This is a genomic window from Paenibacillus sp. TAB_01 (assembly GCF_043945595.1).
Taxonomy (GTDB): domain Bacteria; phylum Bacillota; class Bacilli; order Paenibacillales; family NBRC-103111; genus Paenibacillus_S.
Window position 1 is genome coordinate 6,380,969 of sequence record NZ_JBIFNP010000001.1, and the last position, 24,600, is coordinate 6,405,568.

Here is a 24,600-nt window from a genome sequence, read left to right on the forward strand (position 1 = left end):
ACATGCAAAAAGCAGCGCCGCTTACCGGAGCAGGCGCAGCCTGTGCAGCAGCCTCAGCACTTTGCCGCCGAGCTTCGGCACGCGCTCGAGCTCTTCGGCGCTCACCGCGCCGGTGCGCAGCAGCGCGAGCGCATAGACGAGCGCGCCGAACGCCACGCCGGCGAGCGAGACCGCCACCGCCGTGCCGCGGGACGCGACCGGCAGGCCCAAGGCGCCGAGCAGCGCCGGCAGCCCGCGGGTGACGGCCAGCAGGCCGAGCGTCATCAAGCCGGTGGCCAGCATCGGCTTGATGACCGCGCGGCCGGGCGCCGGCCTGACGCCTGCGGCACGCAGCGCATGCGCGAGAGCGAGGCCGCCTGCAAGCGCATAGGCGGCCACCGCCGCGGCTGCGGCGCCATCAATGCCCCAGCGGGGCACGAGGGCGGCGTTCGCCGCGATCTTGAGCGCCGCCGCGGCGAGCAGGTACAGCGCCGGAGCCTTGACGGCGCCGAGGCCCTGCAGCACGCTGGACGCGACGATGTTCAGCGTGCTGAACAGGGCGGTGAAGGCCAGCACCGCCATGGCGAGCGAGCCCTCCGTGCTTTTGTAGAACATGACGTTCATCGGCTCCGCCAGTACCGCCATGCCGACCGAAGCGGCCAGCCCAATGAGCCAGGTCATCCGCAGCGACAGCACGGTGACGCTCCGCACCCGCTTCACCTCACCCTTGCGGTGAGCTTCAGCAAGGGCTGGCACCAAGGCTGCTGACATGGAGGAAGCAATCATTGCGACCAGCTGCACGAGTGGCAGCCCGTGGTTGTACAGACCGAACTGGTACAGCGCGTCCCCCTCGCCCAAGCCGTAGCTCTTCAGCTGCCGCGGTATCGTAAACGAATCGACCAGCGTCAGTATGGGAAGCGCGATAGAGCCAAGGCAGACCGGCAGCGCGTAAGCCATCAGCTTGCGGGCAAGCTGCCCGTAGGATGCCCTGGCCCTGGCTAAAGGGAGGGCTTCCTGATCCTTAATAAGGCTCGACTCGCTGCTGGAGCTAATCGCAGCCACCCCAGCCTGCGCCTGCTCTTCCTGGAGCTCAACGCCCTTTCCTCTGTTACCGGAGATGGACTGCCAACGGCTTCCGCGATCCTTCTGCCAATACCACAGCATCACCGTCAGCCCGGCCACCGCCCCCGTTACCGATCCAAACGTCGCTCCCGCGGCTATCCACTCCGGGCCGTACCCCCAGCGCATCAGCAGCACTAGCAAAACAAACATCGTGGCCACCCGGACGGATTGTTCAATCACCTGGGATACCGCTGTCGGCACCATGTTCTGGTAGCCCTGATAATACCCCCGCAAAGCGGACATAAAGGGCACGAGCAGCAGAGCGAAAGAAACGCTTCGGATCGCAGGCCCCGTCTGTCCGGCGCCCATCAGTACGGCTATTCCGTCCGCACCGAAATACAACAGCAGGAAGAACAGCAGTCCGGAGACGGCCAGAATAACCGAGGATACCGTGAGTACCCTCCGCGCCTCGTCATGCTGGCCCAGCGCCGCCTGCTCGGACACGAATTTGGAGACGACCAGCGGGAAGCCCGCCGTGGCCAAAAACAAAATCAAAATATAGAGCGGATACACCGCGTTATAAATGCCAAAAACCCGGTCACCCGCCATGTTCTGCAGCGGGATTTTTTGCATCGTACCGATCAGCTTCGACACCACAGCAGCCGCGCCAAGCACCGCCGCGCCATGAAGCAAGGCAGAGCCTCCGGCTCTGTTACGGCCGCCGCCCCTGCGGGTCTCTCTGCCTTCATCCGTTCTCTTCTTCCACATATACCGGAGACAACTCCCGCTACCTATTAATCCCACTCATTATATACTATCGTTTATGCCTAAGAAAAGCTTCCCGTCCAGCCGGCAAACAAGGAAGCCTCATGCCGTTACACATCCGCACTTCCACTTTTCCCTGCGTCTCGGCCCTCGCTTAGCGGAAGCTCCGCCTACCGGTAAATAAAAATAGCCTCCCAACTGCGTATCCATTTCAGGATTCGTAAGGTTGGGAAGCTTATTTTCGGAATGCGGCCAAGCCACCTGCTATTGCTCCATTTGTTTCGCCAAGAAGCCTGCCGCCGTCTCGGCCATCTTCGTTTCCATTTGTCCCATCTTGACCGATTCATCCTTGCTCAGCAGTATGACCGATCCGATCGGATCGCCGCCTGCGATAATCGGCGCAATTACATAAGCGGAATACGTCTCGGACACGTCTTTGCAAATTTCATATTGACCCGATCCGGTCTCTAACGAAGCCTTCCGGTTTTCCATGCAGGTTTCGACGAGTGAACCGATCTGCTTTTCCAAGTAATCCTTTTTCGAGCCTCCGGCCACCGCAATAATCGTATCCCGGTCGGAGATCATGGTGATATGATTTGTGCTTTCATAAAGCGATTCTGCATACTCTTTCGCGAAATCTCCCAGCTCGCCTATCGGAGAATACTTTTTCAAGATCACTTCCCCGTCGCGATCCACGAAAATCTCCAGAGGATCCCCTTCCCTAATCCGCAAAGTACGACGAATTTCTTTAGGGATAACCACTCTTCCTAAATCGTCAATGCGACGAACGATTCCAGTTGCTTTCATGTTTCTAGATGCCTCGCTTTCCTTGAAGAGTTAGATACGACTGGATAGCAATGGTTTATTCAATGGAGGGAATTCAATTAGTAACCATAGTATTCATCGATTCCCAGTGGCTTATACATGTGTTGCTGTGAGACGTCTCTTTGAAAGCGGTATGTACTGTGACGTCATTGATTTCATTATGTCCATATTTGAGAAATAAAAACAGGATGCCCATTGGGGCATCCTGGTAATATATTACTTGGCCGGCGTCTCGGCTTTCGGCGCGTCCGTCTTCGGTGCTTCCGTTTGCGGAGCATCCGTTTTAGGCGCTTCCGTCGTAGGCGATGTCGGTGTCGTTGCAGCCGGCGGATTGGCCGGAGGCTGAGGCAGCTTGTTGGACTCGATCAGCGTCGGCAGTTCCTTCTCGACGAAATCATAAATTTGCGGCTCGGCTAGTTGGGAACGCAGATCCCCTTTTACCTCGTCGAACGTTTTTGTTTTTCTCGCTTCCACTTTCATTACATGGTATCCGTAGGACGTTTCCACCGGATCGCTGATCTGGTTCAACGGCAGGGTTGCAGCCGCGTTTTTAAACTCGGGCACCCATTGCGAAATATCGACATTCTCGTATTTGCCGCCGTTATCCTTCGAACCCGGATCGTCGGAATATTCCTTGGCCAGAGCTACAAAGTCGCCGCCGTTTTTCAGCTTGTCCTGCACTTCCTTGGCGCGTTTCAGCGCGTCTTCTTTCGTACGGCTTTCTTTGCCTGTAGCCGGATCGGAGGTTCCGATCAGAATGTGGCTGACCGTCGCTACGTCATAAGCGTTTTTGTCTTCCGCCAATTTCTTGTCATAGGCGTCTTTTACCTGCTGGTCCGTTACTTTGCTTTCCATCGCTGCAATTGCCTGCATACTGCGGGTTACAAAGTCCTCAACATCCTTCGTCGTCAGGCTGGCATCCTTCAACTGCTTGTCCAATCCGCCCTCCTGGGCGCCGAAGAAGGTTTTGATTTGGTCAATCTGGGCTTTCGCTTTCGTGTCGGCTTCCGCCTTCGCTTTGTCGTCCGCACGGGAGGACAAGATTTTGAAAGTCACCAGCTGCTTCATCATATCCTGCTGGAAAGCAGGATCGTCTTTGTATTGAGCGTATTCTTTATAGAAAAACAGGTTAACGTTCAGGAAACTATCGAACTCTCCCCGGGTGACCTTTCCGCCATCTTTATAGGTGACAAGCACCTCGTTGGCATCCGCTTTCGTTGTAGCCGCGGTACCTGTCCCTGCGTCGCCGTCCGCTTTCTTGCCACAGCCGGCCGCCGTAAGGATCGTCATTACAGCCAGCACGGCTATAAGCCCCTTGCGGACTTTCTTCCAATTATTTGACAGCATCTAGTAGTTCTCCCTTCGGTTTCAGCGCTTGCTTGTATTGTACCAAAAACTTTTCCAACAAATCGATGGATTGTTCTGGCTTGAGACCTTTGCCCTTGATCTGGAAATGAATCTGCGGCCCCGGAATCAGCTTCACCCGGCCTTCGAATTCGCCTGCGACCTGAAGCAGCTTCTGTCCGTCCAAACGGCCCGTTTGATCGGCATGCACCTTGATCTCGTAGTCCGTTCCTTTTTGCGAGATGGTTTCAATGGCATACATGGAGCCATAAACCTTCAATCTCGCAGCAGCCAGCAGATTGAGCACCGCTTCCGGCAAATCGCCGAAACGGTTCACCAGCTCGTCGTGCAGCTCCGCTGCTTCCTCCAACGATTTGACGGCGGCTACTTTTTTGTAAATTTCGATCTTTTGAACGCTGTCGTAAATGTAATCTCCCGGAATATAAGCATCCAACTGGATGTCGAGGACGGTAGACCATGGCTTGGCCTCCTCCGGCTGTTCTCCGGTGATCTCATGCTTACGCTTCGCGATCTCTTCCGCCAGCATTTGGGAATACAAATCAAACCCGACCGAAGCAATAAATCCATGCTGTTCGGCTCCGAGGAGGTTGCCCGCTCCACGGATCGCCAAATCCCTCATCGCAATTTTAAACCCTGACCCAAGTTCTGTAAACTCTTTTATCGCCTGCAGCCGCTTTTCCGCAACCTCAGTCAGCACTTTATCACGCTGGTACGTAAAATAAGCATATGCGATCCGGTTGGACCTCCCGACCCGCCCGCGAAGCTGATACAGCTGGGACAAGCCCATTTTATCGGCATCATGCACGATCAGCGTATTGACATTAGGGATATCCACGCCCGTCTCGATAATACTCGTACTGACAAGCACGTCAAACTCGCCGTCAAGGAAGTCGAGAATCGTTTTCTCCAGCTCCTGCTCCGACATTTGCCCATGCGCCACAGTGACCCGGGCATCCGGCACCAGCATGGAAATCTGCTCCGCCATCTGGTTAATGCCCTGCACCCGGTTATACAGATAGTACACTTGCCCTTCGCGCGCAAGCTCCCGCTCTACCGCCTCGCGCACCAGCGCGTTGCTGTGCTCGACGACATAGGTCTGCACCGGGAACCGGTTTTCAGGCGGCGTTTCGATAACGGACAAGTCCCTTACGCCCAGCATCGACATATGCAGCGTACGCGGAATCGGTGTCGCAGTCAGTGTCAGCACGTCGACGTTCGTCTTCAGCCGCTTCAGCTTCTCCTTGTGGGAGACGCCGAACCGCTGCTCCTCGTCCACAATGAGCAGTCCGAGATCCTTGAACTTGACGTCGGAGGACAACAAGCGGTGTGTCCCGATGACGACATCGACGGTCCCGGCCTTCACGCCTTTCATCGTCTCCGATTGATCCTTCTTCGAACGGAAACGGCTTAACACCTGAATATTGAAAGGATAGCCGGAGAACCGCTCCCGGAACGTTTCATAATGCTGCTGCGCCAAAATCGTAGTCGGCACCAGCACCGCGACCTGCTTGCCGTCGATAGCCGCCTTGAACGCCGCACGGATCGCCACCTCCGTTTTGCCGTAGCCTACGTCACCGCAGAGCAGCCGGTCCATCGGGCGGGACTTCTCCATATCTTCCTTGATCTCGCCGATCGCGCGAAGCTGGTCCGTCGTCTCTTCATAGGGGAACATCCCCTCAAATTCCTGCTGGTAGGTGCTGTCTGCGTTAAATGCATAGCCGGTTGTCGCCTGCCGCTCCGCATACAGCTTGATCAGATCGTCCGCAATGTCCTGAACCGAGGAACGGACCTTGCTCTTAACACGGTTCCAATCGGCTCCGCCCAGCTTGTATACCTTCGGCTCCTTCTCTTCAGAGCCTACATATTTCTGAATCAGATCGATCTGGTCGATCGGTACGGACAGCTTGTCGCCCCCCGCATACAGAATGTGCAAATAATCTTTATGAATGCCGTTGATTTCCAGCGTGCCGATGCCGACGAATTTACCGATCCCGTGATTGACGTGAACGACATAATCTCCCACCTTGAGCTCCTGGTAGCTCTTGATGCGTTCGGCATTTTCAATCTTTTTCTCCACCTTGCGGGCCTTGCGCTGCTTCTGGGTGAACATTTCCCCTTCGGTAATAACGACCAGGTGAATGTTCGGCAGCTCGAAGCCCGTTTGCAGATTCCCGTTCAGAATGATCGGCTCTTCGATATGATAATCCGCCAAAACCCGGCGGACGCGTTCCACCCGCTCCTCTCCGTTAGCCAGCAGCAGCACCTTGGCGTTCGCCTTTTTCCATCGCTCCATTTCGGACTTCAGCACATTCATTTGGCCGTGAAAATTTTGCATGACCCGGCACATGAAGTTGACGATATTTTGCGGCTGCGTTTGCGGCACCTGACGTAGGAACAAGGACATATAAAGCGTAGGATAAGGCTTGCGCTGAAGCAGTGTTTCATATGATTTGGACAGGACAAGCGCCGGCATGCTGTTTCCGTCCGATAGCGACATCGTCGTCCATTCCGCTTCATCCCGCTCCAGCTGCTTCGCGGTTTCCAGCAGCCGCGCCGGCTCATCGATCAGCAGCACCGTATCCTTAGGCATATAATCGAGCAGCGTCTGCCTCTCCGGATAAATCAGCGAGATGTATTTAAACAGACCGGGGATATACTGCCCCTCTCTCATCCGTTCGATGTCGTGGCCGACGCCTTCGAGCAGGCGCTCTTTGGCGCCGCGGTCGGCCATTTTCTCCAGCTGTGCCTGCAGCAGCTCATAGGCGTGCTGCGCCGCGCTTTGCAACCGTTTACCATCGGCAATAATCTCACGGCACGGCGTAATGACCAGCTCGGTTATTTTGTCCATCGACCGCTGATCGGCAATATCGAACGTCCGGATCGAGTCGATCTCCACGTCAAAAAGCTCCAGCCGGTACGGATGGGCTGCGGCTAAAGGAAAAAAGTCGATGATGCCGCCGCGGACGCTCATCTCACCTTTGGCTTCCACCCGCTCGACCCGTTCATAGCCGAGATGCACCATCTGGCTGATAAATGTCTCCAGCGTCAGCGTCTGCCCGACCTTGATGTGCAGCCTGGCGTTCGCAATGATCTCCTTCTCGGCTACAATCCGCCGCATCCCTGCATAAGGGACGACGACAACCCCGCTAAAGCCTCCGGCCAGCCGGGTCAGCGCATCGATCCGCTGGGCCAGCATCTCGGGACTCGCCACCGCGGTTTCCGCCGCCAGCAGCTCCTGGGCCGGAAACAAAATTACTTTGTCGGCCGGCAGACACTCGACGAGGTCTTCAAAAATTTTCTGAGCGGAAAACATATTGTGCGTCACAATAAACAAGGGCTGCTGCAGTTCTTCATAAAGCGCCGCAAGCATGACTTGTCTTGAGGAACCGGATAACCCGGAAATTAACTGCTCCCTCATCCCCGAGCGAACGCCAGAAACAATACTTTGCAGCTCAGGATCCGCGGAGAACGCTTGGATTAATGCTTGCAAAACCGTACACCCCTCTCACCCATCAACAAAGGCTTCTTTCGATAGAAGCCCGGAAATATCTTATAAACGGCTACAAGGAGCTGACACCATTCACGGGTGACGCCCCTTTGCACACACATATGGTATAGCCTTCACACCCGTATTTCATCCTATGGGCGGCAAGGTTGAATCAGAATAGGAGCATGTGTTCTCACATACTCGCAAAAGAACCCAGGACTTTAACAGCCTAGGCAGACGGGCCAATGCCTCCAAGATTCAGTTTTATTGCAGAGGGCTCGCCAGCAAAGACAGCTCCGGATTGTGCTCCAGCGCTTCCTTACAGTAATCACATACCACTCTGACCGTAACATCCCCATTCGGGTTATACGATATTATACTCTGACGCTCCTCGGGGGTCAAGAAATGGAAGCCCAACAGCTCCTCGTTTACATGAGATTGATCCAACTGCCCGATCTTGGTCTGACAGTGGCGGCATATATATTGAATGGCCATGGTTCTCTCCTCCTTTTCTTACATTATGACCAAAAAAGGGGGAGTTTAGCCGAGCGGAGTTCTCTATGAAGTAAGGGCATAAGTTTAATGCAGCTGCACAAGAACATTACACATTAAATTTGGCCATCGTTTTCTCGAACGGGTTATCCAAAGCATGCTCCATCGCTTCACAGGTTGTGTCGAGCAGCTGGGGCATCAGTTTGAATTCTTCCTTGGAAAAGTTCGAAAGCACATAGTCGGCGATATTGTAGCCCGGCGCAGGGCGGTTGATCCCCATCCGAATACGTTGAAACGACTGGGTCCCCAAATATTGAATCGCCGATTTAATTCCGTTGTGTCCGCCTGCACTGCCCTGATAGCGAAGCCGGATTTGGCCGTAAGGCGTGTCCAAATCGTCATAGACGAGGATCAGATCCTCAATCGGTGCTTTATAAAAGTCCATAAACGCACGAATGGACTCGCCGGATAAGTTCATGTAGGTCATCGGCTTCAGCAGGTACACCTTCGTACCGCCCACATTCCCTTCGCCCAGCAGTCCTTTGCATTTGTTTTGCGATATTTTGATGCCGTGTTTGTCAGCAAACCGGTCCAGTGCCATAAATCCGATATTGTGCCGGGTGGTTTCATACTGCTTGCCCGGATTACCCAATCCTACAAACCATTTCACGCGCGTCTAACCTCTCTCCCATTCAATGAGTACATGTAGATGACAAACTATAATGATTCCCCCGACCCGCCATAGATGTACCGCACTTGGATACCGACAAAAAGAGCGCACCGAACCCAGGGTCCGACGCGCTCCTCAACCAGGCTGACTTCCGAAACACGATAACCCGACTCCAGCTTAAGCCGGACTCGTCTCCGTTTCGGCCTGAGCTTCGGCTTGTTGAGCCGCCTCTTCCGCCGTATCCGGTTCGACCGCCTCTTTCTGCGGCGCCAGAATCGTGACGAGTACATCGCTAGGCTCAGACTTGATTTCGACCGCATCCGATACCTTCAGCTCGGAGACAAGAATGTTGCTTCCAATCTCCAGGGCGCTGATATCGACTTCAATCGAGTCAGGTATTTGTGCAGGCAGGCAGCGAACCTCGATCTCATGATGCTGGATCTGCAGAATTCCGCCTTCCTTCACACCGGTTGCGTCGCCTACATAATCCAGCCGGACTGTCGTATGAACAGGTTCGTCCATGTTAATTTGGTGGAAATCAACGTGAATGACATTCCGCAAAATAGCGTCACGCTGCAGCTCGTTGATCATAACCGGCTGCTTCCCCGCTCCCGGCAGCTCCATCTCGATGATAGCATGCGGATTGGTGCGGAGAACCGCAGTCAATTCTTTTTCATCTATGACAATTGGTGTGTGGGAAATCTTCTTCCCATAAATAACGGCCGGAATTTTCCCCTTCGTCCGAAGCGTTTTGCGCTCCGACTTGGTCAATCCGCTTCGCTGTTCTGCTTTCATTGTTGCCATGGGTACTACCTCCTTCAATTGGGTCGATAAACGAAACCTACTCATACTTTACCCAAAAGAAGGACAATCCAATCACTTCGGCTGCTGCGATTGTTTTTTCTTCGCGCTGAATTTGCTGCGAAGCTTATCGGCGTACCCTGCTTTATTCACCTGGCGCTCGCGGGCAATCGCCAGATCGTTGTCGCCCACATTGTGCGTAATCGTCGATCCCGCTACCACATAAGCTCCTTTGCCGATCTTCACAGGCGCGATCAGATTGACGTTGCTTCCGATGAAGGCCCCTTCCTCCACCTCGGTCAGCTGCTTATTGAAGCCGTCATAGTTAACGGTAATGGCGCCGCAGCCGAAGTTGACGTTCTTGCCTACGACGGCATCGCCGATATAGCTGAGATGCGATACTTTGACGTCATCGTCCAGCGTCGCATTTTTGATTTCTACGAAATCGCCGATTTTGACGTGTTCGCCAAGCTTCGTACCCGGACGCAGATATGCGAACGGCTCGTACGGTAGTCTCCCGGCCTACAACCGCGTCATTCATCACGGAATGCACCACTTGAACGCCGTCGCCCAGCGTACTGTCCGTAATATCGGCCTGAGGCCCGATAACGCAATCTTCGCCAATCACCGTACGGCCCTTCAGCACCGTTCCCGGATGAACGATCGTATCCGCACCGATCTGAACATCCGCCTCGATATAGGTGCTTGCCGCATCGATAAATGTGACGCCGTTCAGCATATGGGCCCGGTTAATCCGCGTACGCATCACCTGCTCCGCTTCGGACAGCGCCACCCGGTCGTTAACGCCCAGCGTCTCCATCGCATCCGGCGTACAGTACGCTTCAACCACTTCATTCTCGCCGACCAGAATACTGATCACGTCCGTCAAATAATATTCGTTCTGCGCGTTCTGATTCGTTACCTTGCTCAAGGCGGCAAACAGCTTGCGGTTATCGAAGCAGTACATGCCGGAATTGATTTCCTTGATTTCACGCTGCTCCGCCGTACAATCTTTCTGTTCCACAATGCCCGACAAGCGGCCCTCCTCATCGCGGAGGATTCGTCCGAGACCGAACGGATCATCCATGATCGCCGTCATCACGGTAGCCGCGGCCCCTTTATCCTGATGCAGCCGTATCATCTCCCGCAGGGATGCAGCGGTAATGAGCGGAGTATCTCCGTACAATACAACGGTGATCCCATCCTCTTCAGCCAGCAAATCCTTCGCCTGAAGAACAGCGTGTCCCGTACCAAGCTGCTGCTCCTGCATAGCATATTCAACACGGTCTCCCAGATAAGCCTTGACCGAATCGGCGCCATGGCCTACGACGACAACCGCGCGGTGCGTCTCCATTTGTTCCAATGCGTCCACAACGTGGCCTACCATCGGCTTACCGCAAACCTTGTGAAGCACCTTGTATAATTTCGATTTCATCCGCTTCCCTTGTCCTGCAGCAAGGACGACTCCCATGATGTTCAACCCATCCAGCTCCTTCTTCAAATAAATAGATCAGGCATATAAAAAATAGATTTCTATACATCGTTCGTAAGCTAACGCCAGTTTATTATCGTATGCATCCGGTGGTTCCCTGCACTCAATATATATGAATTCGGGCAAAAAGAAAAGAGAGAGCCTGGTGCGGCTCTCTCTTACAGTTCAACATTTAAGCGCCTTCCACGATGACTTCCTCTTCCGTTGCCGCCCGGTCGTATTCCGCGAGGACAGCAGCTTGGATTTTTTCACGTGTGGTAGAAGAGATTGGATGGGCGATATCCCTGAACTCCCCATCCGGCGTGCGCTTGCTTGGCATAGCCACGAACATCCCATTATTACCGTCAATCACACGAATGTCATGGACCACAAATTCGTTATCGATGGTAATGGAAGCAATGGCTTTCATTCTTCCCTCGGAATTCACCCGACGGAGTCTAACGTCTGTAATTTGCACTAGTGTTCACCACCTTTTCCCATCTCTAAGACTTGGGATATAAAATTCCACATTTTAGTGCAAATTCCTTCTTTATTTTAAGCAATTTTGTATAATTTTATAAATAATTGATTAATTTAAAATTATTCGACATCTATCGTTGCTATTAGCTCGATTTCGACAAGGACGTCTTTGGGCAGACGGGCAACTTCAACCGTAGAGCGTGCCGGTTTATGCTCACCGAAGTAGGATGCGTAAATTTCATTCACTTGGCCGAATTGATTCATATCCTTGATGAATACGGTTGCTTTGATCACCTTGTGAAAGGCAGAACCGGCTTCAGACAAAACCGCTTCCAAATTCCGAAATACCTGATGCGTCTGCTCCTCAATGCCTCCCTCGACTACAACACCGTCCAAATTCAACGGGATTTGTCCTGAGGTAAACAATAAATTGCCGAATTGCACCGCTTGGGAATACGGGCCGATCGCCGCAGGGGCCTGAGGGGTTGCAATAGTTTTCAATGTCATTTTCCGCTCACTCTCCGTCTTGAAAATAATTTCCCGGCTCGACCGTGATCTGCTTCGTCTTCGGATCGACTGCCGACAGCTTGGCTAACGAAATATAGTCCTCTACCAAATGCTCCTCGACCTCGCCCGACTCCACGAACACGCCGACTCCTTTGACCGTTGCCTTAAACTCCTGCAGCAGGTCCATCATCCCGTGTACCGTTCCGCCTACACGCATAAAGTCGTCGATAATAAGCACCTTGGACTCTTCTTTTAAGGCGCGCCGGGACAGCGACATCGTCTGGATGCGCTTATTGGAACCGGAAACATAATTTATGCTTACCGCCGAGCCTTCCGTCACCTTGTTGTCCCGCCTTACGATAACGACAGGCAGGTTCAAAAAGGAAGCCGTAGCATACGCGAGCGGAATCCCCTTCGTTTCCACCGTCATCACCACATCGATGTCTTTGGACGCAAAGGCGGTGGCGAACATTTTGCCGACCTCGTTCAAAATCAGAGGCTGTCCCATAATATCGGACATATACATATAGCCGCCCGGCAAAATCCGCTCAGGCTGCTCCAGCTGACGGCAAATACCCTGAATAAACTGAAGGGAAGCTGCCTTGGATACCTTCGGTATAAATTTGACGCCGCCGGCCGCACCGGCCAGTGTCTGCAAATCCCCTAAACCTTCTTCCTCAAACACTTCTTTAATGATCGCCAAATCTTCACTGATGGACGATTTAGCCGAATTGTACCGATCTGCGAATGTTGTTAAAGGAATCAGAGTATGGGGGCGGAATAGCAAGTATTGAGTCATCTCGACTAATCTTGCGCTTCGTTTTAATTTTTTCACGGATGTCCCCCCTATCGTAACATTGCATAAAACCCGAATAATATAATGAGAATATACCATTTTTATACGTATTTTTTCAAGCTATCCATGAAAATTAATCTGACGTATATATGACATTAACATGACATAAATCGAAAATTTCACAAAAGGGTACTCATCCCCCGAAATTCTGCTCTTTATCCGGTCAAGTCAATAAGCGCACCGCAAACACGTCTTTACAGAATCCGCGGAGCCCGTTATATATTCTCGGCACTTTGGCCTCCTTCGATACCAGCCCGAACACCGTAGGCCCGCTGCCGGACATAAGCACACCGTCCGCACCCAGGCGGACCATGCATTCCTTCAGCTGGCGAACCTCGGGATAAAGCTCCAGCGTAACCTCCTCCAGCACGTTGCCGAGGCGGTCGCAAAGCAGGTCGAACCGTTTGCGTTCAATGGCATCGACAATCAGCGAAGCCGAAGGATGATGCTGAATGGAAGCAGCCCGAAGCTTACCGTAAATTTCGGAGGTCGATACGTTAATCGGAGGCTTCGCCAGAACAACCCAGCATTGCGGGGGCGCCTCGATCGGCTGGAGCTTCTCTCCCCGGCCGGTAGCGATAGCGGTCCCGCCGGTCACACAGAAGGGAACGTCCGAGCCCAGCTCCGCCCCGAGCTTCTGCAGCTCCGTTACCGGAATATTCAGCTTCCAGAGACGGTTCAAGCCGCGAAGCGTAGCCGCAGCATCGCTGCTGCCTCCGGCCAAGCCCGCCGCCACCGGTATTTTTTTATCTAAATGTATGTATACGCCTTGTTTGACGTCATAGCGGTCTTTGATCAATCGAGCCGCTTGAAAGGCAAGGTTCTTCTCGTCCAGCGGGATATAGCCCGCCTGGGAGGAAATGATAATCGTATCGCGCGGAAGCTCCTGCATCTCGATCCGGTCCGCAAGGTCACCATGGTCATTACCATTTCCACCTCGTGATACCCGTCTTCTCTTTTACGGAGAACATCCAACGACAAATTGATTTTAGCCGGCGCTTTCTCAAAAACTTTCATAGGACACCTTCTTTGCAGCTCTATTCTATCCCCTAATACTATACCAAAAAAGAAACAAAAAAAAGCTAAAGCCACGCGCTGCGTGCTCTAGCTCCCACTCCTGCTGTTCATCTAGTACCTCGGCGGCTGCTGCGGAGGCTGTTGCTTGGAAGCTTGCTCAGCAATTTGAATCGCTCTCTTTACCATGTTGCCCGCATCCTTCGTGCGTATACCTCCCCAGCCCTCGCGCTGCACGGTATCATAAAAGCCCAGATCCTTAGCCAGCTCGTACTTGAATTGATCCGACATCACTCCGCGGTTTCTTCGCGACATCCGAATCCGCCTCCTTTTCGGTGAGATAGATACATTATGTCCTATCGCGGCCTGTTCCATGCAGCCAATGTCCGCTCATCAAAAAACGGCACATCCGTTAAAGGAATGTGCCGTCTATGTACGTTCAGGAAAGCGTTACGTTATGTGGTAAACCCGGATAAACGCGCGACCCGCCCGTCAGGGACGGCGAGGCGGCTTATCCTTAAGATCTATTGCTGTATGGTAATGCGTACTTGTCCATCATCGTTACACACGGTGACTTCAACAGACTCGGTCAATATATCCGCGTAGCTGTAGGAAACGCGCTTGAACGCATTTTGCTCCTGATCCAGCTTCACAATAAAAACGGAAGGGTAGGTTTCCTCCAATACACCGGACCGCTCAATCGTCTTGCGACGACCGCCGTTAGCTCGTAACATAATATTTTTTCCGACATGAGGTTCCAAACTGCGTTTGATATCCAATAGCGAATTTTTAGCCATTGACTACTACCACCTCTTTCCTTATAGATTATAACGCAATAAAGGTAGTATGTCAAATTAGGCCAAATATTATATCAGCCTCGCAAACCCCTTGTCAACGGAATATTTCCTTAATTGCCAAGCCTTCCAGCCCTAAATAGTCTATGTCCGTTCACAAATTTGTCGAAATTACATAAACAAAAGCGCCCTAAGGCGCTTCTGCATGCATAACTTTTTGAATTTTGGGAACGCCCCGCCGGAAACTGCCGCGCGATTCGACACCGCCGAGGCCCTCCAGACCGCTGTGCGTCAGCCCGATTACATCTACAATGTTCACCGTGTCTTTGATCGGGGTAAAGGCAACCTTGACCGCCACACACAGAGGATCCAGCGCGTGAATCAGCACGCGGGCCGGGGAACTGGCATAATTCGCCCCAGCCTGCATCAACGCTTCGAAGTGGGATTGGCACGCTCCCGCTATGACGGTCAGCGTATCCCGGTTTTTCTCGTACTGCCTCGCAACCCGGACCGCATTGGCAAAGTGATGTGAATTTTTGTAGCTCCCCAGCGGACTCGTATACATCTCATCGTTACGCCGGTGCTTCAAAATCCCGTCGTGCCCGGTAATCACCACGATATCGGGTTTGACCTGAGGCAGAAGACGGTACAAAGCCTCCGCCATGTTGGCTTCAGCTACATAGAATCCTTCGACCGGAACCCGCAGTTCCCCGTACAGATTCATGCATTTACGCAAATAAGCGGGATCTCCGTCCAAGTGAAGCACCTTTCCCGGCATATCGAAGAACACCGGAACTGATTCATCCCCAGGGTACTGGGGAAGGGTCATCGAATGATGAAGCTCTGTTTTGCGCAGTGTATCCATCCACGGAGGCTCCGCTCCGTAAGCGTAAGAATACGGATCTACCGATGCTGCGCTAAGGTCATTTAAAGGGGCGTCGGCCAGCAAACGGTAATCCACTCCCCGCAGAACCGCGTGCTGCCGCTGCACTTCCTGAATTTTAAAAATGATGTCACCACCATAAGATCTACGAGTGACCAGGTCTCCCTGTTTCATGGCCATATCGCCTCCTCGTGTATCCTATGGCCGGTATGGGCATTTGGTGATTGAATCTGCCCATTTTGCAGCCTCTGGCGTCTAGGAGCGCCCTAGAGCCTTTGCCAGACATTTGCTCAGCAAAGCGTATTCTTGAATCGACACGGTCTCTCCGCGCCGCGAGGGCTCAATTCCCGCTTCCTGGAGTATAGGCTCGAGCTGCTGCTTCGTCTCCTTTGTAAAAAACCGGGAAGCCAGGTTGTTATAGATCGTCTTCCGTCGCTGCACGAACGCAGCCTGTACTACGTCAAAGAAGAACGCCTCATCCTCCACCTCGACAGGAGGCCCTTTACGCACCTTCAGCTTAATGACCGCCGAATCGACGTTAGGCTGAGGCACGAAGACCGTATGCGGCACGATCGTAACGATCTCCGGCTCGCAGTAATACTGCACCGCAATACTCAGACTGCCGTATTCCTTGCCTCCGGGCTTGGCCGACATCCGGTCGGCCACTTCCTTCTGAATCATCACCACGATATTCTCAAGCGGCAGCTTCTCTTCTAACAGCTTCATAATAATCGGGGTCGTGATGTAGTAAGGAAGGTTGGCTACAACGCTGACTCCGCTCACATCGGCAAATTGCTGCTCGAACAGCGGCCGCAGCTCGACCTTCAGCACGTCCCCGTGGACGACACTTGCGTTCGGGTAACCGTCCAGCGTCTCCTCCAGCAGCGGCAGCAGCCGCTGGTCGATTTCGATCGCGACGACCCGGGCCGCCTGCTTCGCGAGCTGCTGTGTCAGCGCACCGATGCCGGGACCGATCTCCAGCGCCCCCTTCGTGGCGTCCAGCCCTGCGGCACTGACGATTTTGTTCAGGATATTGGGGTCGATCAGGAAGTTCTGACCCAAGCTCTTTTTCAACACCAAGCCGTGCCTTTGAAGCAGTTCCTTCGTTCTCTTGGGGGATGCAATATCCTCCGTCATGCCTGTCTGCATTTTCTCCATACCTTACCCCTCTTTATGTTCAAGTTGCTGCCAAGCGGCCGCAAATTCTTCCTTGGAAATCCGAAACATGCGGCAGCGGTTAAAAAATTGCTTGCCGTTACAATAGCCTATCCCGAGCAGCTTGCCCATCACCAGCCGTCTCGCGGCAGCCTGCGGATGCACGATCAAGCCCGCTGCGATCAAATCCTCCATCGCGATATCGGATTCCGCCGCTACATAGTCTGTCCGCAGATTGGCAAGCGCTTTGCGGATCGTCTCCGGGGAAGCATTCTCCACGCCGATATCGCCCTTGCTCGTCGCTTCCTCCTGCGTCAGAAACGCATGCTTGCAGCCCGGCACCTGGGCGGAGATGATCTTCCGGATCCTTTCGCCGGCATGATCCGGGTCTGTAAATACGATAACGCCTCTGCGCTGCTGCGCCAGCTTGATGCGCTTAATGATTTCTTTGTTGATGGCGGAGCCGCCCGTTTCAATCGTTTCCGCCTCCACCGCCCGCTTGATCGCCGTCGTATCATCCTTGCCCTCGACGACGATGATTTCTTTAATCATTCGGCTCTCCTTCTTTCACTACCAGCTTGCATCCTTCATGCGCCAAACCATGCCTTCTATTCTAACAGAAAAAAGAAGAGGGAGCCCTCTTCTTTTTCACACCGCTATATATTATGAGTCTGCCCAAATTACAGGCCCTTAGTCCGCTGCAGGCTTTGTCGGCCCAATGACGTATACGGTATAACCGCGCTTCGTGCCAAATCGGTTCGCATAATCGTTGCTGTCGAAATACACATCGATAACGTTGCCCTTGACCGCGCTGCCGGTATCCTCCGCTCTGCGGAAACCGAGCCCGTCAATATAAACCCACCAACCTAGAGGAACCACCTTGGGATCCACTGCAATCGTCCGACCTTCCGTTACTCTCGTACCCGTGGACGTAAGTCCGTATTGCGGATGCTCGCTACCTTTTCCGGTAGAGGAGACACCTGCCGAATAAGCCGTCAATTTGACGTTGTTAATAACTTGCTTGACACCAAACGATACACCGCTCTTCGTTAACTGCTGAAGAGAAGGCGAAGAGGAAGATAACGCTACAACGGGATTCTTCGTCCCTACGGCTATAACCTTGTTAATGCTTGCTGATTGCACCTTCTGATCGACAACCTGTTCCGAAACAAGCTTGCCGTCCTCAAACCGTTTTTCTTTCTTTTTTAAGACTACCCCTGCTTGGCCTTCTTGTACGACCTGCTCTTTGCCTTTAAGTAACTGCGGATCGTTCTTTTTCACTACATCATAAGCAATCGGTTCCGTTACCTCTTCGGTCTCTTGCTTGACTCGGACGATCTGAATCGTACCATTATCGGGCAGCGGCTGCTCTACGGCCGGACTGATCTTATCCAGTTCACTTACCGGTATGTTTAAGTCCTTTAACGCATGACCAACGGTCGTGCCTATGGTATAAAAGGTTTTCGTTTCGCCGTCAGCCGTAAGCTGAACCGGTTTCGCCTGGTCAATGGTGATGCGGTCCCCGACTTCACCTTCGTATCCAGCGCTGCAGAGAGACGATCATGTTCCCCTACAGTTACTCCTTGCTCATCCAGTAAACGCTGCAGAACCCATTGTTTGGTCGTTACAACGGTTTCCTTTCCGTTCACAACAACGGTCACCTTCTTGGCAGCCGTTCCGTATAACATCATCATAAACATGAAAGTCATCGCGATTGAAATAATACCTATGATCGAAATCAAACGCAAGTTTTCATGCTTCCATCGCAATGCGAAGGACATGCTGGATGATCGTCTTACATGGGGTTGCTCGTGTTGAATAGCTCCCACTTGTTCGGTCATCCTTCAAAGCCCCGCCGTCGAGTGTTGCGCATGACAGATCTGACGCGACTATGGTTAAGTTTTGCAATCTTGTTCGTCGAGGATAAACGGCTCCTCCGTCCTGCTCGCTTATAAAAGCAAGCTGTTTCCGAAGCTCGGGCTTTAGACGGTGTGCATTTGTCCAAATTGATGCTCAGCCATAAGCTGGTGTGACCTAACTTATAGCTTTACGAATCAACTAATAAACTAAAGGGCTGCAACCTTTCGATCCATATCGTGCTTCCTGCGTGCCGGCCTACACCTCCTGTTCATACAGCAGCTCTATTGTAGTCGGACGAATATCGTAAATACGGGAGAACACAAAAAAAGTCAGCGGAAAGAGGACTCTTCCCGTGACTTTTATTTATTTCACCTGAATGAAATAAAGCACACGACAATCGTTACCTCTCTCTTAACGCTTACGAGGTTAGCTGACGGATTCGGACTTGAGAGTCGCCCTACTTGAACACAGGTCTTTGTGAACACAATAACCTCATTCAAAGATTCACCCCAGAAAATGCGACCTTAGTCTTATAGACTCCTATGACAGGCCGCTGTGCGGTTCCCCCGTTTCCCATTCGGAAACTCAGCGAAAATGGAAAATTGGTAATCGTATTAAGTTAATATTGAGTTTACGCTGTCGGCTATAAACTTGTAAAGTATACAAACTCGGCAAAAAAGGACGATTTTTCATTGAAATCGGATTTTTTAAAGCAAATTATCCATAAAAACCATCTTTCTCCTCGCCCTTTGTACGTTTTCGACCCTTTTTCTTCAATTATCACGAAAACGATGAAATTAGGGCTGTCCCGACCCCCAAAGGAGGTTACCGTAAACCGAACAATGTAACTGCATTTTGCGTCGTCGCGTGAGCCAGCTCCTCCAAGGTTAACCCCTTGATTTCAGCAGCGGTTTCTGCGACTAATTTCACATATGCGGTTTCATTACGCTTCCCCCGAAACGGGTGAGGGGTTAAATAGGGCGCATCGGTTTCGATCAGCAGGCGATCCATCGGCACCTTCTCGAGCACCTCTTTGGGCTGCCTGGCATTCTTAAAGGTGACAGGCCCCCGAAGGAAATATAAAAGTTCATATCGAGGCACAGCTTGGCCGTTTCCCAGCTGCCGGAGAAGCAATGCATGACGCCGCCGACTTCACTGGCCTTCTCTTCGCGGAGAATTTGGATAATGTCCTGATGGGCGTCGCGGTTATGAATGACGATCGGCAGCCCGACCTTTCGGGCAAGTCGGATTTGCTCGCGGAACACACGGTGCTGCATGTCTTTAGGCGACGTATCCCAATAATAATCGAGTCCGATCTCGCCAATGGCTACGACTTTCTCATGTGAGCACAGCTGTTCGATCCAGGCCAGGTCCTCCGGTGTCATATCTTTGGCATCCTGGGGGTGCCAGCCTACGGTCGAATAAATAAAGTCATACTGCTCGGCCAAGGCAATGGAGCTTGGTATCGTTTCTCGATTAAATCCGACATTGATGATTCGACTGATTCCGCTCTCAAGCGCGCGTTCAATGACGGCTTGTCGATCTTCATCGAATTGAGGGGCGTTCAGGTGCGTGTGAGTATCGGTCAGCATAAGAGGGAGAATTCTCCTTTTTACCTAATATATGTAGATTTGGAATGACAATGTTAATCGGATTGGCCGCGGCCAGCCTCCGTTATTCTAATCGCAGCAGCTTGCGCAAATCCTGGAACCGAGCAGGTCGGAATCAACCTGGAGCAGCTCTTCGGGGAAATACAGGTGATACTTGCCCATATGGATCCCGCTGATGGATCTGACAATTTCCGATTTTTTGGAAATTTCTGTCAAGGTTCCCTTTTGATCCTGAAGCAGAATCGGCAGTTTTTCGTCATGATTGCCCGGACGGTAAACATCATACGAAAGATCGGAAGGAAAATCAATTTCCGCATAAAAAGCGGGATCCCAGCCGGCATGGCGCATCACTGTCTTGAGCTTTTCAATGAGCTGCACGTCGATTTTTTCCAGCATCACATATTTAAATAACCGGCGGTTCAAAAATCGAGCGCACAAATCGGCAAGCACCGGATCCGATTCCATCGACCATTGCGACAGCACCATCTGCATAAACGCTTCATCGAGCAGATGATACTCCTGCACCGTTAATGTCTGCTTGAACAGGCTCAACAGCGGCGGCAGCATAAACGCGAACGGATAGTCTTCTTCGAACAGCTCTTTCGCCCTTTGAAAAATATTATGCAAAATAATCTCTGCGCTGCGTGTCACAGGGTGGAAATAGACCTGCCAGTACATTTGGTACCGGGACATCAGATAATCTTCTACCGCATGCATGCCGCTGTCCTTTACCACGATGTGCCCTTGATATGGCCGCATCACGCGAAGAATGCGTTCAAGATCGAAGGTGCCGTAATTTACGCCGGTAAAATAAGCGTCCCGCAGCAAATAATCCATCCGGTCCGCATCCAGCTGGCTGGAGACCAGGCTGACGACGATTTCCTTATGATACGTTTTGGCGATCACGCCGGCAACCTGCTGCGGGAAGGTAGGCGATACCTCTGAGAGCACCCGGTTGACCTCGGTGTCTCCCAGAACAATGCGGCATGGACCATTCTTCATGGTGAGTGCCGAACGTTTTTTCAATGGAATGAGAAAAAGGGCCGTGCCCGACATCATGAAGCAGGGCCGCGCAGAGGCAGAGCAGGCGCTCGCTTTTGGGCCAATCCTCGTAGCCGTTCCGTTCGAATTGGGAAATAATTTTGCGGGTGACCTCGTAGACGCCGAGCGAATGGGAAAACCGGCTGTGCTCGCCTCCATGAAAGGTGAGAAAGCAGGTACCCAGCTGACGGATCCGGCGGAGCCTCTGAAATTCTTTGGTGTTGATTAAGTCCCAAATGGTTTGATCCTGCACATAGATGTACTTATGAACGGGATCCTTAAATACTTTTTCCTCCTGCAGGGGACTGGACATACGTTGACCCTCCTGATCCTGATAAGTTTTCGACATAACAGTAATTAGAGTCCTCTTTATTAATGTCGAAATTTGTCGAATAAAAATTCCAAATGTGAACGATTTATGAATAGGACATTCTCACTTTACTGTAAATAAATTGTAGCTCTGCACTTGCTATGTAATCGTATCCAGCCTTGATATATAAGGGTTTGCGGGATAGTGACATGTTTTCAATTGCAGTTCAAGCATATTTTACCATAAATTTACGCCAAAATCTGCAAAATGATGGTTGACTATTATGGGAATCGTTGGTATCATAAGTCATAAGAAATATGTCGAATGTTGACGATTTATTTATTCGAGAGGGGAATTATATATATGATGAAATCCACTGGTATTGTTAGAAAGGTCGACGAGCTTGGACGTGTCGTTATCCCTATCGAGCTGCGCAGAACTTTGGGCATTGGTGAAAAGGACGCCCTGGAAATTTACGTTGACGGCGAGCGCATTATGCTGAAAAAATATGAGCCTGCTTGCATCTTCTGTGGCAATGCTGAAAATGTATCCTATTTTAAAGGAAAAATTGTTTGTCATGAATGTTTATCAGAAATGCCAATACCTGTGACAAAATAAGAAAAATAGGTTATAATAAGGATAGCACTTCTTACTAAGGTAATTCTAACCTTTTTCATATCTCCTCTATTCCCCAGCTCATGGTAAATCCATGAAGTTGGGGATTTTTTTTGCAGCTATCTGTACCGGATGGGGAAATGAAGGCTACAGGAAGTCCGCTTCCCCTATAGCGCTTCATGCACCACCATATCGCACCCTACTGAAATGCCGCTTAAACCAGTCTGAAGGCTTGCTGAACTTTTAAGGGAATCGGTTCGTTGGCATTCTCCCTCTCCGCTCTTCACTATATCCGCTGCATTGCCGATACTTCTTATTAACCTGTATTTTCCAAGCTTAAACTTAGTGGAGCACAGCTGACATCAGCCGCAGCTTCTCCATCCCCTATATGGCGTTGGCGTTTATCCTGTGAGCCGCCGTTATTGATGCAAATAGTTGTACAGCTCCCGCTTCGGCATTTGCCGGTCTGCGGCCGCGCATTTAATGGCCTCCTTACGGTCGAGGCCCTGCGTCGTATAATGCTCGACATGCTCCTCCGGGCTGAACGCCTCCCACCAGACCGCCGCGCTTTGGTTCTCGGCAGCCGTGCTGCCCTCGACGACAATGCAGTACTCCCCTTGAGGCGGGTTCTCCTTCAAGTAATCGAAGCATTCCTGCAGCGTGCCGCGCACCGCTTCTTCAAATTTCTTCGTCAGCTCGCGCATCATGCACATCTGTCTTGAGGGATGCCACACCTCGAGCATCGCTTCCAGCGTTTTGAGGATCCGGTGAGGCGATTCGTAGAAAATGAACGTTTCCTTCGCAGGCTGCAGCGCCTGAAGCTCCTGAAGAAGCGGCTTGCGCTCACGCGGCAGGAAGCCCAGGAAGGTAAACCGGTCCGTCGAGAGGCCGGACACGATCAAAGCCGACAAGGCTGCGTTCGCTCCAGGTACGGGAATGACGTCTATTCCCTCCTCCACCGCCTGCCTGACCAGATCGGCGCCCGGATCGCAGATCGCGGGAAGCCCCGCATCGCTAACCAGCGCAATCGACTCCCCGGCCTGCAGCAGACGGATCAGCTCCGGGCCGCTGGCCTGTTTATTGTGTTCATGATAGCTCACTAACCGTGTTGAGATTTCGAAGTGAGTAAGCAGCTTGCGCGTCTGCCGCGTATCCTCCGCGGCGATCCATTGAACCTCCTTCAGTATCCGTATGGCACGGAAGGTCATATCCTCCAAATTGCCGATCGGCGTGCCCACCAAATATAATTTGCCTGCAGCCTTATCCTGCCGGTAGCTTTTCTGAATATTCATATCGGTTTCCTTTCTTATCCTTCGGAAGATGTGAGCAGCGCGTCGCGATTACCGTAATAAATCTCTATCAGCTCATCGCAATATTCCGTTTCGTTTTTATAGACGATCAGTGGAGGAAGTGTCCGCAGCTCGGGCTTCCCGTCCTTGAGCGCTTCAATCAGGACCATGTTCGCTTCCTCCCCGGCACGCGGGTGAACGAAGCGGATCCGCTTCGGCTCAAGCTTATAGGCCCGCATCGTGCAAATAATATCTGCCAGTCGGTGAGGGCGGTGAACCATTGCGACTCTCCCGCCGCTGCGGACAAGACGGCTGCTCGCTTGGACCACGTCCTCCAGCGTGCAGAATACCTCGTGCCTGGCGGCAGCGAAGTGCTCGTTGCGATTCTGCTCCCCATTCGGGACAGGCAAATATGGCGGGTTTACAGTGACAACGTCGAATTGTCCGTGACCGAGTTGGGTATGAACATCCTTCAAATCGCCGCAAATCATTTGAATTTGCTGCTCCAGCTTATTCAGCTTTACATTCCGGACAGCCATATCCGCCAGCCTCTCCTGTATTTCCACCCCGACGATCGAGGCTTTCGTACGCGTAGACAGCAGCAGCGGAATGACCCCGTTACCGGTGCAAAGATCGATAATCCGTCCTCTCGGGCTCGGCGGAACATAGCTGAACCGTCCCAAAAGCACGGCATCCATCGAAAAGCTGAACACTTCATCGCTTTGTATAATTTGAATATCGTTCGTTAATAAATCATCGATTCTTTCACTAGGCTGTATGACTACGTTATCCATTCATGCATCCTCTTTCTATAGTGGGAACCGTCGGTCCTCCAACGGCCCTTGATTGCGAAGTTATTGAAAAAAACCGTAGAGAACTTGTTCCCTACGGTTACGTATCCTATTTATTTAAAAAAGACAAACAGAACAAACAGTCGCCTTCCATGCGCAGATGGCCGTAGTACACATTACAGATATGAAAGCCTTCCTGATACAGACGGGCCAGGTTATCATAGCCTTCTCCCGTCAATTCTTTGGCCTGCTGGGCCAAGGCAGCGTTTACGTGTACATGGGGCTCTTCTACGACAGCAGGCTCCGCATCCTTCTTCAGCAGCTTGCGCAGCTGTTGATTTTCAATGCTCAGCCGTTTGTTTTCTTCAATCAGCTCAATGATTTGCCGTTTCATTTGTCCTAGTTCGACGTATACGGTGCCCATTTGTTCTTCCATCTGCTCAATTTGAACAAAAATGTCTCGTTTATCCACATGTTC

Annotated in this window: 19 protein-coding genes, 5 pseudogenes and 1 riboswitch; of the genes and pseudogenes, 1 reads left to right on the plus strand and 23 read right to left on the minus strand. The window is 52.0% G+C overall.

All coding sequences use genetic code 11. The features are described 5' to 3' along the window. Positions 1–21: 21 nt before the first annotated feature. The 20 genes and pseudogenes from ACHHV8_RS31175 to ACHHV8_RS31270 all read right to left on the minus strand — a co-directional run bounded on the left by ACHHV8_RS31175 (position 22) and on the right by ACHHV8_RS31270 (position 21,430). The gene (locus tag ACHHV8_RS31175) at positions 22–1,734 is read right to left on the minus strand and encodes a putative polysaccharide biosynthesis protein (protein ID WP_395163098.1); all 1,713 of its coding nucleotides are present in this window, start codon (positions 1,732–1,734) and stop codon (positions 22–24) included. Positions 1,735–2,070: 336 nt separating this feature from the next. Next, positions 2,071–2,613: a stage V sporulation protein T gene (spoVT, locus tag ACHHV8_RS31180; RefSeq protein WP_395163099.1), complete on the minus strand. Its 543-nt coding sequence runs from the start codon at positions 2,611–2,613 to the stop codon at positions 2,071–2,073. A gap of 234 nt (positions 2,614–2,847) precedes the next feature. Beyond that, complete coding sequence (locus tag ACHHV8_RS31185) at positions 2,848–3,978, minus strand: peptidylprolyl isomerase (protein WP_395163100.1); 1,131 nt, start codon at positions 3,976–3,978, stop codon at positions 2,848–2,850. Next, the gene (gene mfd / locus ACHHV8_RS31190) at positions 3,965–7,486 is read right to left on the minus strand and encodes a transcription-repair coupling factor (protein WP_395163101.1); all 3,522 of its coding nucleotides are present in this window, start codon (positions 7,484–7,486) and stop codon (positions 3,965–3,967) included. The genes ACHHV8_RS31185 and mfd overlap by 14 nt, the downstream gene beginning before the upstream one ends. A gap of 261 nt (positions 7,487–7,747) precedes the next feature. Next, the gene (gene fin, locus ACHHV8_RS31195; protein ID WP_395163102.1) at positions 7,748–7,978 is read right to left on the minus strand and encodes an anti-sigma-F factor Fin; all 231 of its coding nucleotides are present in this window, start codon (positions 7,976–7,978) and stop codon (positions 7,748–7,750) included. A 106-nt stretch (positions 7,979–8,084) separates the two neighbouring features. After that, a complete protein-coding gene (gene pth, locus ACHHV8_RS31200) occupies positions 8,085–8,645 on the minus strand; it encodes an aminoacyl-tRNA hydrolase (RefSeq protein ID WP_395163103.1) in 561 nt (186 codons plus the stop codon). Positions 8,646–8,822: 177 nt separating this feature from the next. Next, positions 8,823–9,449: a 50S ribosomal protein L25/general stress protein Ctc gene (locus tag ACHHV8_RS31205; protein WP_395163104.1), complete on the minus strand. Its 627-nt coding sequence runs from the start codon at positions 9,447–9,449 to the stop codon at positions 8,823–8,825. Positions 9,450–9,521: 72 nt separating this feature from the next. After that, positions 9,522–10,926: pseudogene (gene glmU, locus ACHHV8_RS31210) on the minus strand (bifunctional UDP-N-acetylglucosamine diphosphorylase/glucosamine-1-phosphate N-acetyltransferase GlmU). Between the two features lie 184 nt (positions 10,927–11,110). Further along, complete coding sequence (spoVG, locus tag ACHHV8_RS31215; protein ID WP_028551906.1) at positions 11,111–11,395, minus strand: septation regulator SpoVG; 285 nt, start codon at positions 11,393–11,395, stop codon at positions 11,111–11,113. 122 nt (positions 11,396–11,517) lie between these two features. Continuing rightward, the gene (locus tag ACHHV8_RS31220) at positions 11,518–11,904 is read right to left on the minus strand and encodes a RidA family protein (protein ID WP_395163105.1); all 387 of its coding nucleotides are present in this window, start codon (positions 11,902–11,904) and stop codon (positions 11,518–11,520) included. Between the two features lie 7 nt (positions 11,905–11,911). Continuing rightward, positions 11,912–12,739: a pur operon repressor gene (gene purR, locus ACHHV8_RS31225; RefSeq protein ID WP_395163106.1), complete on the minus strand. Its 828-nt coding sequence runs from the start codon at positions 12,737–12,739 to the stop codon at positions 11,912–11,914. A gap of 184 nt (positions 12,740–12,923) precedes the next feature. After that, positions 12,924–13,777, minus strand: a pseudogene (gene ispE / locus ACHHV8_RS31230) (4-(cytidine 5'-diphospho)-2-C-methyl-D-erythritol kinase). Between the two features lie 111 nt (positions 13,778–13,888). Beyond that, positions 13,889–14,089: a small, acid-soluble spore protein, alpha/beta type gene (locus ACHHV8_RS31235; RefSeq protein WP_395163107.1), complete on the minus strand. Its 201-nt coding sequence runs from the start codon at positions 14,087–14,089 to the stop codon at positions 13,889–13,891. 209 nt (positions 14,090–14,298) lie between these two features. Beyond that, positions 14,299–14,571, minus strand: a complete 273-nt coding sequence (gene veg, locus ACHHV8_RS31240; RefSeq protein WP_395163108.1) for a biofilm formation stimulator Veg — start codon at positions 14,569–14,571, stop codon at positions 14,299–14,301. A gap of 187 nt (positions 14,572–14,758) precedes the next feature. Next, on the minus strand, positions 14,759–15,625 hold the full coding sequence (yabG, locus tag ACHHV8_RS31245; RefSeq protein ID WP_395163109.1) for a sporulation peptidase YabG: 867 nt from the start codon (positions 15,623–15,625) through the stop codon (positions 14,759–14,761). A gap of 81 nt (positions 15,626–15,706) precedes the next feature. Continuing rightward, positions 15,707–16,609: a 16S rRNA (adenine(1518)-N(6)/adenine(1519)-N(6))-dimethyltransferase RsmA gene (gene rsmA / locus ACHHV8_RS31250; RefSeq protein WP_395163110.1), complete on the minus strand. Its 903-nt coding sequence runs from the start codon at positions 16,607–16,609 to the stop codon at positions 15,707–15,709. A gap of 3 nt (positions 16,610–16,612) precedes the next feature. Then, the gene (rnmV, locus tag ACHHV8_RS31255; protein ID WP_395163111.1) at positions 16,613–17,158 is read right to left on the minus strand and encodes a ribonuclease M5; all 546 of its coding nucleotides are present in this window, start codon (positions 17,156–17,158) and stop codon (positions 16,613–16,615) included. A gap of 138 nt (positions 17,159–17,296) precedes the next feature. Beyond that, positions 17,297–18,435: pseudogene (locus ACHHV8_RS31260) on the minus strand (ubiquitin-like domain-containing protein). 430 nt (positions 18,436–18,865) lie between these two features. Next, positions 18,866–19,067, minus strand: a riboswitch (cyclic di-AMP (ydaO/yuaA leader). A 224-nt stretch (positions 19,068–19,291) separates the two neighbouring features. After that, positions 19,292–20,058, minus strand: a pseudogene (locus ACHHV8_RS31265) (TatD family hydrolase). A gap of 82 nt (positions 20,059–20,140) precedes the next feature. Beyond that, positions 20,141–21,430, minus strand: a pseudogene (locus ACHHV8_RS31270) (HD domain-containing protein). Between the two features lie 360 nt (positions 21,431–21,790). Between ACHHV8_RS31270 and ACHHV8_RS31275 the strand changes: the two are divergent. Beyond that, positions 21,791–22,045: an AbrB/MazE/SpoVT family DNA-binding domain-containing protein gene (locus ACHHV8_RS31275; RefSeq protein WP_010501678.1), complete on the plus strand. Its 255-nt coding sequence runs from the start codon at positions 21,791–21,793 to the stop codon at positions 22,043–22,045. Between the two features lie 416 nt (positions 22,046–22,461). Here the strand turns inward: ACHHV8_RS31275 and rsmI are convergent, their stop codons facing one another. The 3 genes from rsmI to yabA all read right to left on the minus strand — a co-directional run bounded on the left by rsmI (position 22,462) and on the right by yabA (position 24,594). Next, a complete protein-coding gene (gene rsmI, locus ACHHV8_RS31280) occupies positions 22,462–23,334 on the minus strand; it encodes a 16S rRNA (cytidine(1402)-2'-O)-methyltransferase (protein ID WP_395163112.1) in 873 nt (290 codons plus the stop codon). 14 nt (positions 23,335–23,348) lie between these two features. Continuing rightward, a complete protein-coding gene (locus tag ACHHV8_RS31285) occupies positions 23,349–24,125 on the minus strand; it encodes a tRNA1(Val) (adenine(37)-N6)-methyltransferase (RefSeq protein ID WP_395163113.1) in 777 nt (258 codons plus the stop codon). Between the two features lie 106 nt (positions 24,126–24,231). Beyond that, positions 24,232–24,594, minus strand: a complete 363-nt coding sequence (gene yabA / locus ACHHV8_RS31290; protein ID WP_395163114.1) for a DNA replication initiation control protein YabA — start codon at positions 24,592–24,594, stop codon at positions 24,232–24,234. Positions 24,595–24,600: the final 6 nt, after the last annotated feature.

Bases quoted from the DNA above. Each gene is read 5' to 3' on its own strand.
- spoVT (WP_395163099.1), bottom strand. From the start codon at position 2,613: ATGAAAGCAACTGGAATCGTTCGTCGCATTGACGATTTAGGAAGAGTG.
- ACHHV8_RS31185 (WP_395163100.1), bottom strand. From the start codon at position 3,978: ATGCTGTCAAATAATTGGAAGAAAGTCCGCAAGGGGCTTATAGCCGTG.
- fin (WP_395163102.1), bottom strand. From the start codon at position 7,978: ATGGCCATTCAATATATATGCCGCCACTGTCAGACCAAGATCGGGCAG.
- ACHHV8_RS31205 (WP_395163104.1), bottom strand. From the start codon at position 9,449: ATGGCAACAATGAAAGCAGAACAGCGAAGCGGATTGACCAAGTCGGAG.
- ACHHV8_RS31220 (WP_395163105.1), bottom strand. From the start codon at position 11,904: ATGACATTGAAAACTATTGCAACCCCTCAGGCCCCTGCGGCGATCGGC.
- ACHHV8_RS31235 (WP_395163107.1), bottom strand. From the start codon at position 14,089: ATGTCGCGAAGAAACCGCGGAGTGATGTCGGATCAATTCAAGTACGAG.
- veg (WP_395163108.1), bottom strand. From the start codon at position 14,571: ATGGCTAAAAATTCGCTATTGGATATCAAACGCAGTTTGGAACCTCAT.
- yabG (WP_395163109.1), bottom strand. From the start codon at position 15,625: ATGAAACAGGGAGACCTGGTCACTCGTAGATCTTATGGTGGTGACATC.
- rsmA (WP_395163110.1), bottom strand. From the start codon at position 16,609: ATGGAGAAAATGCAGACAGGCATGACGGAGGATATTGCATCCCCCAAG.
- rnmV (WP_395163111.1), bottom strand. From the start codon at position 17,158: ATGATTAAAGAAATCATCGTCGTCGAGGGCAAGGATGATACGACGGCG.
- ACHHV8_RS31275 (WP_010501678.1), top strand. From the start codon at position 21,791: ATGATGAAATCCACTGGTATTGTTAGAAAGGTCGACGAGCTTGGACGT.
- rsmI (WP_395163112.1), bottom strand. From the start codon at position 23,334: ATGAATATTCAGAAAAGCTACCGGCAGGATAAGGCTGCAGGCAAATTA.
- ACHHV8_RS31285 (WP_395163113.1), bottom strand. From the start codon at position 24,125: ATGGATAACGTAGTCATACAGCCTAGTGAAAGAATCGATGATTTATTA.